Origin of the sequence: Oceanobacillus locisalsi, assembly GCF_042675985.1 — a bacterium.
Classification (GTDB): domain Bacteria; phylum Bacillota; class Bacilli; order Bacillales; family Amphibacillaceae; genus Oceanobacillus; species Oceanobacillus locisalsi.
On sequence record NZ_JBHTKK010000016.1, the window covers coordinates 58,490 to 72,488 of the forward strand.

Genomic DNA, 13,999 nt, shown 5'->3' on the forward strand with positions numbered 1-13,999 from the left:
CGGCAAAACTGCTAAAAAGTACCAAGCTTGCAAAAGTAGTAGCAAAAATCTATTTTTATTTACATTACGCTATTCTTTCCGCTTTTTCAAGCACTCAACATAGAAGAAGAAAAAGAGAATAGATTCGAAATATTTCAATAGTAACGGAGCTGGGGTAATGATGCATCATGAAGACATATATGCTTTCTTAACTGCAGAAGAAAATGCACAACGCTATCTAAAAAAAAGCTACTCCTTTTTAAATGAATCAGCAGCAAAAAGCTATCAAAACAGCGCTGCTTTTAGACATTATATCCATAATGGAATGATTTTCATGGAATCAAGCAGAACGAGTAATATTCTTGTACAGCCGGTTCTATCATTTTACGGCATGACGCATTTTTTAAAAGGGTGGCTCTTAACCGAATGCCCGGATTATCCGGAAACAACAGCTGTTCTTGCGCATGGTCTGACTGCACGGAAACGAAAACGCAAAGATTATCGTTTTATCGAGGATGAGGTCAAAATACAGCAAAAGGGATTATTTCCGTATGTCAGCCGTTACTTGTTTTCCCATCACCCTTTCCCGTTAGAACGTGTTTCGATGCGTTTATTATTATGTTCCATCCCTGAATTAAGCAATCTCTGGCAGCTTCATCAGGAAGAATCCTTGATTGCAGTCGGAGAAAAAAACAGTACCCAGCTCCGCTTTCCAAATCGGATTTTAGATGGTTTTCATTTAAAAGAGGAGACATTTATAGAACGGATCCGGTGTTTTTTGCCTCCGATTCAAGCTATTCAGCAACAAAAAGAAGCACTGCAGGTTGATTTGATAGCACCAATCCAGGATTGGAACGGACCTTTTCGTTATCATATGGAAAATGAATTGGTCTATTTTCCAGCTAATCGAGCAAACTATTTTCCTTATTCAGAAATTCTTGCCCATTACCTTCTTTTGTTTCAGCTGAGTATGATCTGCCGTTATGAAACAGAGTGGTGGGGCGAACTGATACAAATGAAGACGGATAAAGAATACCCCTTCATTGCCCATTTTTTAAAAATAACCCGTAAAAAAACGCCAGCACTGATTGGAGAACGTTTATTCGAAAATATTGATTTCAAGGAATAAATAACAGGCGCTTTTCCGTGATAAAAATGAACCACCGGTTATCCTCATCATCGTTTTCCGGTGGTCCCTACTTATAACGCGCTATCCAGCCTATGGGGATTGCTGCTAAAATCCCTTCATTGAATTCCTTGCTATCTAAACAGCCCCGTTACGCTGCTTCGCTTACAAAGCATATGATGTCAAGCTATCATCCTTTCGAAGATTCCCAATCTAATTCTTCCCCGCAAAAATCCGCAAATTTTTCTGTTATGCTTTTCAGATGCTGATAATCCAGTGACGACAGATTTTCTATATCTACCGCTTCTAAAACATATTTTGCGAAATTCCATACTTCTTTTTGAATCGACGCCTCACTAACGACAGTAACCTTATATAACGTATCTATAATGCTATATATAACGGAGATATCATCTTTTCCATAATGTTTAATTTGATAAAAACTTTTAAATAAGTAATCCCGAAAATTCTTTTGTTCCATAATTAATCGCAAATCGCCATGATTATCCGAAAAATAGGTAACAGGATAATAATTACCAGCTAACTCCGATAGTAAACTGCCAATACGGTGTATACAGTTAATTGCTGTATTCGGATCATTCATACCAGTGGACAAAGCCTTCACAGCTATCTCCACTAATTTTTGAATGGAAAATCCAATATCCTGAAGATCAGTCCGTTCACCGCCGATAACTAAAAAATCGTCGTGTTCCGCTAAATTATCTTTTCTGTCCCCAACATCCCAAAAATAAAAAACCGGTAATCCTTCAGGGACATAATCGCCAACCTGAAACGTTGCTTCTAACACCATATTATTAGTGCTGGCCCATTTAATTAGATAGTTATAATTCACTTTCTGTACGTAGCCAGAACGCCTCGCATGAATCGTTTTACTATCCTTTTCTCTAATGTTTTGAACTTGCGAGTGATCCCAATGCTGATGTTGTCCATATGTTCTTTCTGCAAAGGTTTCTTTTATTAATTCCAACGTTTTATTACGTATGACGCCAATCAGAAAATTCACTTGCGCCCAACGTGCGGAAAAATGGATAAACAAAATAAAAAATGCAAGCGTAATAATCGTTATAACAACAGTGAAGAAAGGACTCAACAAATCTTGTTGGTTTGTTTCTGTTAATAACCATAAATTGATCAGTACAAATATAAAACCAAACGTATAGACACCTAAAACGTGTTGGGTGATTTTACTCTGCATAAAGTCTTCCAAAGCTCGGGGTGAAAACTGAGAAGAATATGTTGTCAGCATCACCATAATTGTTGAGAAACTTACCGTTGTCATCGTCAGCATTGCTGTAATCAAGGCAGCGTAAAGCTGTTTTGCTATACTTTGGCCGGTAAGTAAAATATCCGGTATGCTGCTGGATACGCTGGGGACCAGCCAAACATCCAATGCTGTCACAGCTCCTGCTGCGCCCATTGAGCATAAACCGTATACAATCGGGAGAAACCAGAAGCTGTCACGAACGGATATCCGAAATTTCGTTTTATTCATTCTAACCCTCTTCTCTATGTTATTAAAAATAAGAAAGTTACTTTTTAAAGTGCGTAAGTTGAGTTTCTAAGATATAAAACTAAATCGTTACTTAAGTAACAACCAATCATTTTATTATAAATTCCCTAACTGGATAAAATACAAACCATCCCTTGTTTTTTATCACAGAAATAGAGGATTCCTTTCATGTTTAGGGCTTACAGTCTGAGGGTAAAACAGTTAAGCAAGTCTTCTTTCCATGAAGAAGATTTTTGGCTGGTAATGCTCTGCGAACAAAGAAAGAAAACAATAAAACGATTAAAAATTTTGAAGGAGGAGAGTGACACACATGCTCTTACAAGATAAAATCAAGAAATTGAAACAAATCAGTTATGAAGAACCGCAAAAGGTGCTTTCCATGTATCTGAATACAGATCACCGCGATCCTGAACAACAAGGCGGAGCATGGAGAATTGAATTAAAAAATGGGCTGAAAGAACTGGCGGATGCAACCCAGGAAAGCAGCTCTCATGAAGAAAAGAATCAATCCAAAACAATCCGTCAAAAGGTAGAAAATGAAGTTAACGAAAGAGAAGCGGAAAAAGGTTTATACAGAGGTTTGGTTCTCTTCGGTACAGCAGATGAGGATTTGTGGTTTTCACAAGCACTGCACGTCCCTGTTAAAACGGAATTTCATTGGGAAAATGAACCGGTTCTCGACCAACTGAAAAAATTAGAAAAAGAATATCCTTATACAGGCGTTATTGTCATTCAACAAGACGAGGTTACCGTTCTGGAAACAGAATTAGGAACACTGGTAGACCAATCCCATTATACTTTGGACTTAAATACCAATGACTGGCGCCAACACGAAGGCCCTCAAGGTAATGATGTTAGACAAGGCGGGGCAAAAAAAGATGAGTTTAAAGAACGTGTAAAAGAACATCAACAACGCTGGTTCAAAGCGCTTGTTGCGAAATTGGAAAAAAGAGCTGGCCAAAGAGATTGGGAACAAATTTATCTTGTCGGTGAAAAAAATGAAGTAGAACCATTGAAATCTTACTTTAATAAAAACATCGATAAAACCGTTCCTCGTAACTTGTTAAACAGTGATGCAGATAAAATTCTGGCAGATGTACTGGAAGACTAATTTGAAAAGAAACGGCTGAGAGAATCTGATTCTCTCAGCCGTTTCTTTTGTTTATATCAGAGACATTTACGATTAAAAGCCTCCGTCAAACGCATTTAGTCTTCGTTTGTATCATCTGCTCCGTTTTCTTCTTCTAAATCAGATGGTTCTATTTCCTCTATTTCCTCTATTTCCTCTATTTCTTCCTCTTCTTCTTTCTCAATTCGCGCTACAGTCGCTACTTCCTCTTCTTCCTGCAGGCGAATCAAGTGTACCCCTTTGGTATTTCTGCCAGTTTGTGAAATATCGGATACTTGAATGCGAATTAACACGCCGGCAATCGTGATGAGCATTAAATCTTCATCACCCCGAATAGCCTTCACATCAACGACATGTCCGGTTTTGTCATCCAGTTTACAAGTGAATACCCCTTTACCGCCACGGTTAATACGGCGATATTCATCTTCTGGTGTCTGTTTTCCAAAACCTTTACTGGTTACATGAAGAATCTTAGATCCTTCTTCCAGTATTTCCATGGAAACAACCTCGTCATCTTCGCGTAAAGATATACCCTTGACGCCGGCTGCTGTTCTTCCCATTGGCCGCATCTGCTCTTCTTCAAAACGGATTAAATAACCGTTTTTCGTAGCAATCATCATTTCTTTTTCGCCATCAGTCATCCGGACAGAAATTAATTCATCATCTTCCCGCAAGTTTACAGCAATCAGGCCGCCTTTACGGATATTCTTGAATTTCTCAAGAGCCGTCCGCTTTGCAATGCCGTGCTTGGTTGTAAAGAACAAGTAGTAATCCTCATCAAATTCAGATACGGAGATGACAGCGTTCACCCATTCTCCTTTTTCCACCTGCAGCAGGTTAATCATTGGGATACCTTTTGCTGTACGGTTAAACTCTGGAACCTCGTACCCTTTTGTTTTATATACCTTCCCTTTGTTTGTAAAGAAAAGAACGGTATCGTGCGTTGAAGTGGATACAAGATGTTCTACAAAGTCATCTTCATTGGTGCCCATTCCTTGGATACCTCTTCCGCCGCGGCGCTGTGTCCGATAGGTAGACGCCGGTAATCGTTTAATATAACCTTGATGCGTCAAGGTTATCACAATATTTTCTTCCGGAATCAGGTCTTCATCTTCAAGGAAACCGGCACCGCCGGCAACAATTTCTGTACGGCGTTCATCGTGAAACTTCTCTTTAATCTCCGTAAGTTCTTCCCGGATGATTTCCAATACTTTTTCGTCATCAGCTAAAATGGCTTTTAATTCAGCAATTAATTCCTGAAGTTCTTTATATTCATCTTCAATCTTTTCACGCTCTAAGCCTGTTAAACGCTGGAGACGCATATCTAAAATAGCTTGTGCCTGTTTCTCTGAAAGCTGGTAACGTTCCATTAATCCATCTCTCGCTACATCTGCTGTTTTGGAGTTACGGATTAAGGAAATAACTTCATCCAAATGATCCAATGCAACACGCAGACCTTCCAGAATATGCGCACGTGCTTCCGCTTTATTTAATTCAAAAGCTGTCCGGCGCTTGATAATGACTTTTTGATGTTCTAAATAATACTCCAGACACTGTTTCACCGTTAATACCTGGGGACGTCCATCCACTAACGCAAGTATGTTTATACCAAATGTAGTTTGTAAAGCCGTATGTTTATACAGATTGTTTAATACGACATTTGCATTTGCGTCCCTTCTCAGTTCAATCACAACCCGCATTCCGTTACGGTCTGTTTCATCACGGAGGTCTGTTATGCCATCAATTTTTTTATCACGGACAAGTTCTGCTATTTTTTCAATCAGTCTTGCTTTGTTCACTTGATAAGGAAGCTCTGTAACAATAATGGTTTCTTTATCATTCTTCCCTTGTTCAATATCAAGCTTGGCACGAACGGTGATAGACCCTTTTCCAGTTTCATAGGCTTTACGAATACCGCTTCTCCCCAATATCTGGCCTGCAGTCGGAAAATCAGGGCCGGGCAGATGGTGCTCCATAATCTCATCTATCGTGATATCTGGATTTTTACTTACTGCCAATACGGCATCAATTGTTTCTCCTAAATGATGCGGCGGGATATTCGTCGCCATCCCGACTGCAATCCCTGATGTTCCATTCACAAGAAGGTTCGGAAAACGGGCTGGAAAGACAATTGGTTCCCGCTCGGCACCGTCATAGTTATCCTGATAATCTATCGTATCTTTGTTAATATCACGCAGAAGTTCCATGGAAATCTTAGACATACGTGCTTCTGTATAACGCATTGCTGCGGCAGAATCACCGTCGACAGATCCAAAGTTGCCATGCCCGTCTACGAGCATATAACGATAACTGAAATCCTGTGCCATTCTTACCATTGTTTCATAAACAGCTGAATCGCCATGCGGATGGTACTTCCCGATAACTTCTCCGACAATACGTGCTGATTTTTTAAATGCTTTGTCTGAGTGCATTCCCAAATCATTCATTGCATATAGAATTCGACGATGTACAGGCTTCATACCGTCCCGCACATCAGGTAATGCCCGGGACACAATAACACTCATTGCATAATCTAAGAAGGATGTACGCATCTCATTACTAATATTTATTTCTTGGACACTCGGACGATTTTCCTCTGCCATAGTCTGATAACCTCCCAATCACTCTAAAGTCAGTGATTTCCTTGAATCTTTCTTTTCGGTAAAATAATTTTAAATATCCAGGTTTTGCACGTATTGGGCATTTTCCTCGATAAAGTTGCGGCGCGGTTCTACTTTATCACCCATTAACATATCAAAAACCAGATCCGCATCAATGGCATCACTCAGCTCTACTTGCAGCAGGGTACGTGAATCTGGGTTCATCGTTGTATCCCAAAGCTGGTCTGCATTCATTTCTCCAAGTCCTTTATACCGTTGGATACCGGGTTTTGGTGCCTTTGGAATCTCCTCCAGCAGTGCATCCAGCTCTTTATCAGAATAAACGTAATGCACTGCTTTGCCCTGCTTAATCTGGTAAAGCGGCGGCTGCGCAATATAAATATAGCCATACTCCAGTAACGGACGCATATACCGGTAGAAAAATGTTAATAATAATGTTCTGATATGCGCTCCGTCGACATCGGCATCTGTCATAATCACAACTTTATGATACCGTGCTTTTGTAATATCAAACTCTTCGCCGATACCTGTTCCTAACGCTGTAATCATAGCCCGTACTTCATTATTCGATAAAATCCGGTCCAGGCGTGCTTTTTCGACATTTAAAATCTTTCCGCGTAAAGGAAGAATAGCCTGATAATGACGGTCTCTTCCGGATTTAGCAGAACCGCCGGCAGAGTCGCCCTCTACAATATACAACTCGCTTTTAGAGGCATCTTTGGAAGAGCAATCCGCTAATTTCCCAGGCAGACTGGTTACGTCCAGTGCACTTTTACGGCGCGTCAGTTCTCTGGCTTTCTTTGCAGCCAATCGTGCTCTGGATGCCATTAATCCTTTTTCCACAATAATTTTTGCAGTAGTTGGATTTTCATAAAGGAATTTAGAAAAGGACTCAGAAAATACGCCATCTGTAATGGCACGCACTTCACTGTTACCCAGTTTTGTTTTCGTCTGTCCTTCAAATTGCGGGTCAGGATGCTTTATAGACACAATAGCTGTCAGTCCTTCCCGCACATCTTCTCCGGATAGATTGGATTCACTGTCCTTTAATAAACTGTTCTTTTTCGCATAATCATTAATAGCACGTGTCAGCCCTGAACGAAAACCGACTTCATGTGTACCGCCCTCATACGTGTGAATGTTATTGGCAAAGGAATATAAATTGGTTGTAAAACCGTCATTATACTGAATGGCGACTTCGACAGATATACCCTGATCCTGTCCTTCTGCAAAAAACGGTTCATGCAATTCCTCTTTATTTTGATTAATAAATTTAACATAAGAGCTGATGCCGCCCTCATAATAATAGGTTGCTGTCTCTTTGTCAGAGCGTTTATCTTCAATAGAGATACGCAATCCTTTGTTTAAAAAGGCAAGTTCTCTTAAGCGCTGTTCCAATGTATCGTAATTATATTCCACCGTTTCTGTAAAAATTTCTCTGTCTGGAATGAAATGCGTAACGGTTCCTGTGATATCTGTATCCCCAATAACCGTAATCTCTCCCTGAGGAACCCCTTTTTTAAACGAAAGGTAATAAATTTTTCCATCACGGTGAACGTAAACTTCCAAATTGCTGGAAAGCGCGTTTACTACGGAAGCACCGACACCATGAAGTCCGCCGGAAACCTTATATCCCCCGCCGCCGAACTTACCGCCGGCATGAAGTACTGTCATAATAACCTCAAGAGCCGGACGTCCTGTTTTCTTCTGTATATCAACAGGAATCCCGCGTCCATTATCTGTCACAGTAATGCTGTTATCTTCTTCAATTGTGATTTCAATATGGTCACAATAACCTGCCAAAGCTTCATCAATACTATTATCGACAATCTCCCATACAAGATGGTGCAATCCTTTTTCACTGGTCGAACCAATGTACATTCCTGGTCTTTTGCGAACCGCTTCCAGACCTTCAAGGACTTGTATCTGATCAGCATCATAGGCTTGGTTTTCTGTAACTCTGTCTTCCATCGACATCTTCTCACACTCATTTCTATATGAATTACAATACATCAATCTATATTTAAAAGAGGGTTCTGCTTATTCCAAGGCAGAAATCTCTTGATTTTTGTTCTTAAATAAGAAAGTTTAACTTTTTTCGAATATAAATTCTCAAGCTAAAGATATAGCTGTCCAGCTCCGAGCGCCAAACTTTAGAGACTTCACGTCACGCCCTACGATAAAGAAGACTCGGTGACTGGCAAGCCGACAGGCGCAGACAGAGCCGTAGTCACACTTATGCCCCGCGGGTGAAAGTCAACATCGGCTCCTTACGTCGCCGTGTTTCCTTTATCTCAGTTGTAACGCGAGGGTCTCTACGTTTTTAAACAGGCGCTCTGCGCTTTTCTTAAGAATTATTCTTCGGAATAATCGTCTAAATTACTGATGGTTGTTAATATCCCTGTCCGCTTCCGCAAAGTAGCAACAGATAAGGAACTGAAATAGATATGATCTGCTGTAATCATAATGGATTTTGCTTCTTCTTCCGGCCCAGTTACTTTATTTTGCCGCTTCCATCCCTGTATCATTTGATATATTCCTGTTGTATTTGTATATAACTCGTAATCAATAATCGAAACGACTTCCCGGGATTGAATAACATTGTCATCACCAATATGAATAAACATAGTCCATCGCTTCCTTTCTTTGTTCAGTCCGGTTCTTTTCTTTCACAAATTCAAAAGAACCGCTGCTTTATCGCTCTTTTGAATTTGTCGCGACTCCTTGGCTGATATAAAACAATTCGGCGTTTTTCAATGTTTCATGGTGAATGCCGTCAATATTGGTTGTAGAAACAAATGTCTGCACTTTTCCTTGAATGGTATTCAACAAGTGGGACTGGCGGTAATCATCCAGTTCACTTAACACATCATCCAGTAAAAGTATCGGATATTCTCCCACCTCTTGATAAATTAATTCAATTTCAGCCAGTTTAATGGACAATGCTGTTGTTCGCTGCTGTCCTTGCGATCCGTACGTTTGTACATTTTTACCGTTCACAAAAAAAAGAAGGTCATCCCGATGCGGTCCAACCAATGTCGTCCCGCGATCGATCTCTTTCCCGCGCACATCCTTAAAGGAATCTTGGTAGATACTAGTTATTTTCTCCTTATCTGCCTCTTCTGATACCTTTATTGTCGCATCATATTGAATTTCTAAGTTTTCCAGACTGCGACTGATGCCTTCATGAATTGGTTTTGCCCATTTTCGCAGCAAATCCAGATAAATAAACCGCCTCTCCAACAAAAAAGAAGCATGCTCAACTAGTTGGTCTGTTAATACATCCAACATCGTTTCATCCACACTGCTTCTGCGTTGCAGTTGTTTTAATAAATGGTTTCTTTGCTTCAGGATTTTTTGGTATTGAGATAAATGGTATATATAAGTGGGCTGGATTTGCCCCAGTTCCATATCCATAAAACGACGGCGAATCTGCGGAGATCCTTTTACAATGGTTAAATCCTCCGGCGCAAACATCACAACATTCACTGTGCCAATATAGTCACTCAGCCGATGCTGTTCTAAATGATTGATTTTTGCTTTTTTTCCTTTGGATGAAATGGAGACCTGCAGAGGAACAGATTGATTTCTTTTTGTAGTCCTTCCCTCTATTATAGCATAATCTGAATCCCAACGGATGAGCTCTTTTTCCCGCATTGTCCGATGGGAACGGGTAAAAGAGAGCACATAAATAGCTTCCATCAGGTTGGTTTTTCCCTGGGCATTTTCACCGATGATAACGTTCACCTTATCATCGAATGTAATATCCAACGCTTCATAATTGCGGTAATTGGTTAATTTTAATTGTTCTATATGCATGCCTTATTCCTCTTTAAGAATGATAAATGATCCTATTTCATCAATTTCAAGGACATCTTCCGGATATAGTTTCCTGCCGCGGCGGTGTTCACGTTCACCATTAATAACAACACCTATATCTTGAAGATACGCTTTGACCATTCCACCGGACTCCAAAAAATTAAGCAACTTGACACATTGTCCAAGCGTAATATATTCCGTATCTATTTTTATCTGCTCATGCATGGCTATCACCAAATACTTTCTGTTTGTTTTATCTGCCTTCATTTTTTCTGAAGGAGACACGTTTATGTTTTTGTCTATTATCTATTTTACTAAAGATTGATTAAAAAAGGAAGAATAGGCCTCAAATAAATACAAAAAGATACGTTATGGCGTTCCCGGGGCATTTTGAATGGGGGAATTCTTCTTTTCCTTTTCTCTTCTTATAACGGGTTTTCTGTTGTTTTCTAAAAGAAAAGCACAAAAAAAGAAAACGAAAAAATATTTTGGCTCCTCACCAACATCTCTAGGTGACGCATAATCATATTTTTGAGAAAGGGTAACCTGCTACGGAAAAACACTGCGCTTTCCCGCAGGAGTCTACTTTTTTCCCTCCGCTAATGCGCTTTATTAACTTAATTTAAGGAATAATATCATCCATAAATTTTTATAAAAATCTCGTTTTTTGTGTCATGTTTTGTCTGTTAATTGTATCACTTAGATATTTTCTTACAAAGAAACGAAAAAGCCCTTTTCCGTTAAGAAAGGACTTTTCATTTCTTTGGGTATAATTTTTACTTATCCCCGTTTTTTAATGCGTTGCGCGTTAAAAAATTAATAGGTTCTTACTGGCAGAATCAGTTGTAAAATCGAATCGTCTTCTATCGGACGAATGATAAATGGACGCATTGCCCCTGTGAATTCAATGATAACTTCATCATACTCAATCGCTTTTAATGCATCAATCATATATTTTGAACTGAAGGATATTTTTAGATTCTCCCCGTCCACTTTATCTGCAGTTACTTGTTCTTCCACATTTCCCACTTCCGGGGAATTACTTGAAATCTCAATTAAGGCATCATCATTATTTGTAAATTTAACCACATTATTTCTTTCCTCTTTTGCTAATAAAGAAGCACGTTCAATGGATCTTAATAGCGGCGTTGTTTTAATTTGAATGGTCGTTTTGCTGTGATCCGGAATTAACCTGGATGTTTCTGGATAGTTTCCGTCCAATAATCGGGACAGGAAATTTAAGTGTTTTGTCCGGAAAAGAACCTGATTATTTGTCACACTGATTTCGATGGTTTCCTCGGAATCATTTAATATTTTAGAGAGTTCATTCAAACTTTTACCAGGAACAACAACTTGTTCAATTGTCATATTCGCGTCCGGTATTGGAATTTCTCTTTTTGCCAGACGATGACTGTCTGTAGCTGTAAATACCAGCTTTTGATTTTCCAATTTAATATTTACTCCGGTTAAAATCGGTCTGGTTTCCATGGTTGATACCGCAAAAACGGTCTGCTTAATCATATTTTTTAATAAATCAATCGGCATTTCAAAACTATTTTCTGTTTCTACTTGTGGAAGTAACGGATATTCATCCGCATTTTGTCCATTTAAATTAAACTCTGATTTGCCGGAAGTAATTTTCACATTAAATTGCTCATCAACATCGATATCTACTTGTGATTCAGGGAGTTTACGGACAATTTCAGGGAAATATTTAGCCTGTAATACAATGGTCCCTTCTTCAATATTTTCAACATTTACTTTTCCTTCATCTTCTGCCGGAATATACGATTCAATTGAAATATCCGAATCGCTGCCAGTAAGTGTTACGCCATGTTTCCTCACTTCCATTTTCATTCCGGTTAATATCGGTACAACCGTCTTGGAAGAGATTGCTTTCATTACATCTTGTACACCATTAATGAGTTTATCTCGTTGTATGGTAAAACGCATTTGTATATCCTCCTTCATGTAAAAGATTATTTTTTTCTATATTCATCAAAAACGGTTCTATTATTTATTAATTATAAATATAAAAGGCAGAAGTAATAGTAATAAGGGTTGTGGTTACTGTGGATAAGTAAGAACAGCATCTCAAAAACAGAGTTTTCCACATGTGTATAACCTGTTTATAGGTGGTGCGCTTTTTTCACATTCTACACAAACCCCTACGTATAAAAGAAAAGAAAAAAATAAAGCGGATGTTTAACCAGTTTGGTTCTTCTGCATATTTTTTATAAAGATTTCAGTTTTTCTTTTAATTCTTCAATATCCTTATCCAGCTCTGTATCTGTTTCGAGCATTTTGGATATTTTTTCATGGGCATGAATAACAGTTGTATGGTCTCTTCCGCCAAACTCCTGTCCGATTTTCGGCAACGATGCATCTGTCATTTCCCTTGATAAATACATAGCAATTTGTCTTGGAAAAGCAATAGATTTGGTCCGTTTTTTTGCAGGGAAATCTTCCAGACGGATATGGTACCGGTCTGCGACGACTTCTTGAATGGCAGGAATCGTAATTTCTTTTGGTTTATTGCTAGGAATAATATCCTTTAATGCATTTGCTGCCAACGAAGCATCGATATCCTGGTTGACTAAAGAAGAATAAGCAACAACACGAATAAGTGCACCTTCCAACTCGCGGATATTGGTATTAATCTGATTGGCGATATATAGCATCACCTCATTCGGAATATCTAATCCTTCCGCTTTTGCTTTTTTATTTAAAATAGCAATTCTAGTCTCTAAATCAGGAGGTGTAATATCCGTAATCAATCCCCATTCAAACCGAGAACGTAAACGATCCTCTAATGTAGGAATTTCTTTTGGCGGCCGGTCACTGGAAATAATAATTTGCTTGCTTTCTTCGTGCAGGGCATTAAAGGTATGGAAAAATTCTTCCTGCGTTGATTCTTTTCCAGCAATAAATTGAATATCATCAATAAGAAGCACATCGATATTGCGGTATTTATTACGGAAATGGTTCGATTTATTTTCCATAATCGCATTGATAAACTCATTCGTAAATTTCTCAGAAGTGAGATAAACGACTTTCGCATTCTTATCATGTTCCCTTACATAATGCCCGATCGCATGCATCAAATGTGTTTTTCCTAACCCGACACCGCCATAGATAAATAATGGATTATATGCTTTTGCCGGAGCCTCTGCAACAGCTAAGGAAGCAGCGTGTGCAAAGCGGTTTCCCGCACCGATAACAAACGTATCAAATGTATATTTATCATTAAGCATGGTTTTAGGGGAGTCTGCTGTTTTTGCATCCATATTCGGCTTAGGCATGGGTTTTTGATCGGATGGTTCTTCCACAGAATCTGGAATAATAAATTTTGCTTGTAATTGGGTTCCCGTGACTTTTTCTAAAGTTTGTGTAATTAAGTCGGTATACTGCGTTTCCAGCCAGTCTTTTGTAAATTCATTCGGAGCAGAGATAACCATTGTATTTTTTTCTAAATGAAGAGCTTTCGTATTTTTAAGCCAAGTGTCAAAGCTGGGTTTACTCAACTTTTCTTTAATGATATCCAGCGTTGCATCCCACAGTTCTTCGATATTTTCCAAAGTTACTTTCACTCCTTTCAAGTAATTTTGTGTCTGAAGATAATAAAAATCACATTAAAAAGTACCGCTAAAATGCGCATAATCCCTTTTCATGAAAATTTCATCAGAAGAAAAAAGCCTCTCTCAATCTACTTCAAAAGGTTATAGATGGAAAGGCAAACGTATCAAATTAAAAAAAAAGACTGTGGATAATCCATAAAAGTAGTGGACAGGAAA

Annotated in this window: 10 protein-coding genes; 2 read left to right on the plus strand and 8 right to left on the minus strand. The window is 38.9% G+C overall.

Annotated elements, in window-relative coordinates:
* The first annotated feature begins 157 nt into the window (after positions 1-157).
* Complete coding sequence (locus tag ACFQ19_RS13170; RefSeq protein WP_379592807.1) at positions 158-1,108, plus strand: YaaC family protein; 951 nt, start codon at positions 158-160, stop codon at positions 1,106-1,108.
* Positions 1,109-1,295: 187 nt separating this feature from the next.
* Here ACFQ19_RS13170 and ACFQ19_RS13175 read toward each other — a convergent pair whose 3' ends face one another.
* Complete coding sequence (locus tag ACFQ19_RS13175) at positions 1,296-2,618, minus strand: DUF2254 domain-containing protein (protein ID WP_379592809.1); 1,323 nt, start codon at positions 2,616-2,618, stop codon at positions 1,296-1,298.
* Between the two features lie 328 nt (positions 2,619-2,946).
* On the opposite strand from ACFQ19_RS13175, the gene ACFQ19_RS13180 reads away from it, so the two are divergent.
* On the plus strand, positions 2,947-3,747 hold the full coding sequence (locus tag ACFQ19_RS13180) for a VLRF1 family aeRF1-type release factor (RefSeq protein ID WP_379592811.1): 801 nt from the start codon (positions 2,947-2,949) through the stop codon (positions 3,745-3,747).
* 95 nt (positions 3,748-3,842) lie between these two features.
* On the opposite strand, the gene gyrA is transcribed toward ACFQ19_RS13180, so the two are convergent.
* The 7 genes from gyrA to dnaA all read right to left on the minus strand — a co-directional run bounded on the left by gyrA (position 3,843) and on the right by dnaA (position 13,783).
* Positions 3,843-6,368 carry a DNA gyrase subunit A gene (gene gyrA, locus ACFQ19_RS13185; protein ID WP_379592813.1) on the minus strand — a complete coding sequence of 842 codons (2,526 nt, stop codon included), beginning with the start codon at positions 6,366-6,368 and terminating at the stop codon, positions 3,843-3,845.
* Between the two features lie 69 nt (positions 6,369-6,437).
* The gene (gene gyrB / locus ACFQ19_RS13190) at positions 6,438-8,363 is read right to left on the minus strand and encodes a DNA topoisomerase (ATP-hydrolyzing) subunit B (RefSeq protein WP_379592814.1); all 1,926 of its coding nucleotides are present in this window, start codon (positions 8,361-8,363) and stop codon (positions 6,438-6,440) included.
* Positions 8,364-8,740: 377 nt separating this feature from the next.
* A complete protein-coding gene (gene remB / locus ACFQ19_RS13195) occupies positions 8,741-9,013 on the minus strand; it encodes an extracellular matrix regulator RemB (protein WP_379592816.1) in 273 nt (90 codons plus the stop codon).
* Between the two features lie 67 nt (positions 9,014-9,080).
* A complete protein-coding gene (gene recF / locus ACFQ19_RS13200; protein ID WP_379592818.1) occupies positions 9,081-10,205 on the minus strand; it encodes a DNA replication/repair protein RecF in 1,125 nt (374 codons plus the stop codon).
* A 3-nt stretch (positions 10,206-10,208) separates the two neighbouring features.
* A complete protein-coding gene (gene yaaA / locus ACFQ19_RS13205) occupies positions 10,209-10,472 on the minus strand; it encodes a S4 domain-containing protein YaaA (protein WP_379592820.1) in 264 nt (87 codons plus the stop codon).
* 549 nt (positions 10,473-11,021) lie between these two features.
* Positions 11,022-12,158 (minus strand): DNA polymerase III subunit beta, encoded by a 1,137-nt coding sequence (gene dnaN, locus ACFQ19_RS13210; protein WP_379592822.1) that lies wholly within the window; start codon positions 12,156-12,158, stop codon positions 11,022-11,024.
* A gap of 281 nt (positions 12,159-12,439) precedes the next feature.
* Positions 12,440-13,783 carry a chromosomal replication initiator protein DnaA gene (dnaA, locus tag ACFQ19_RS13215; protein WP_379592824.1) on the minus strand — a complete coding sequence of 448 codons (1,344 nt, stop codon included), beginning with the start codon at positions 13,781-13,783 and terminating at the stop codon, positions 12,440-12,442.
* Positions 13,784-13,999: the final 216 nt, after the last annotated feature.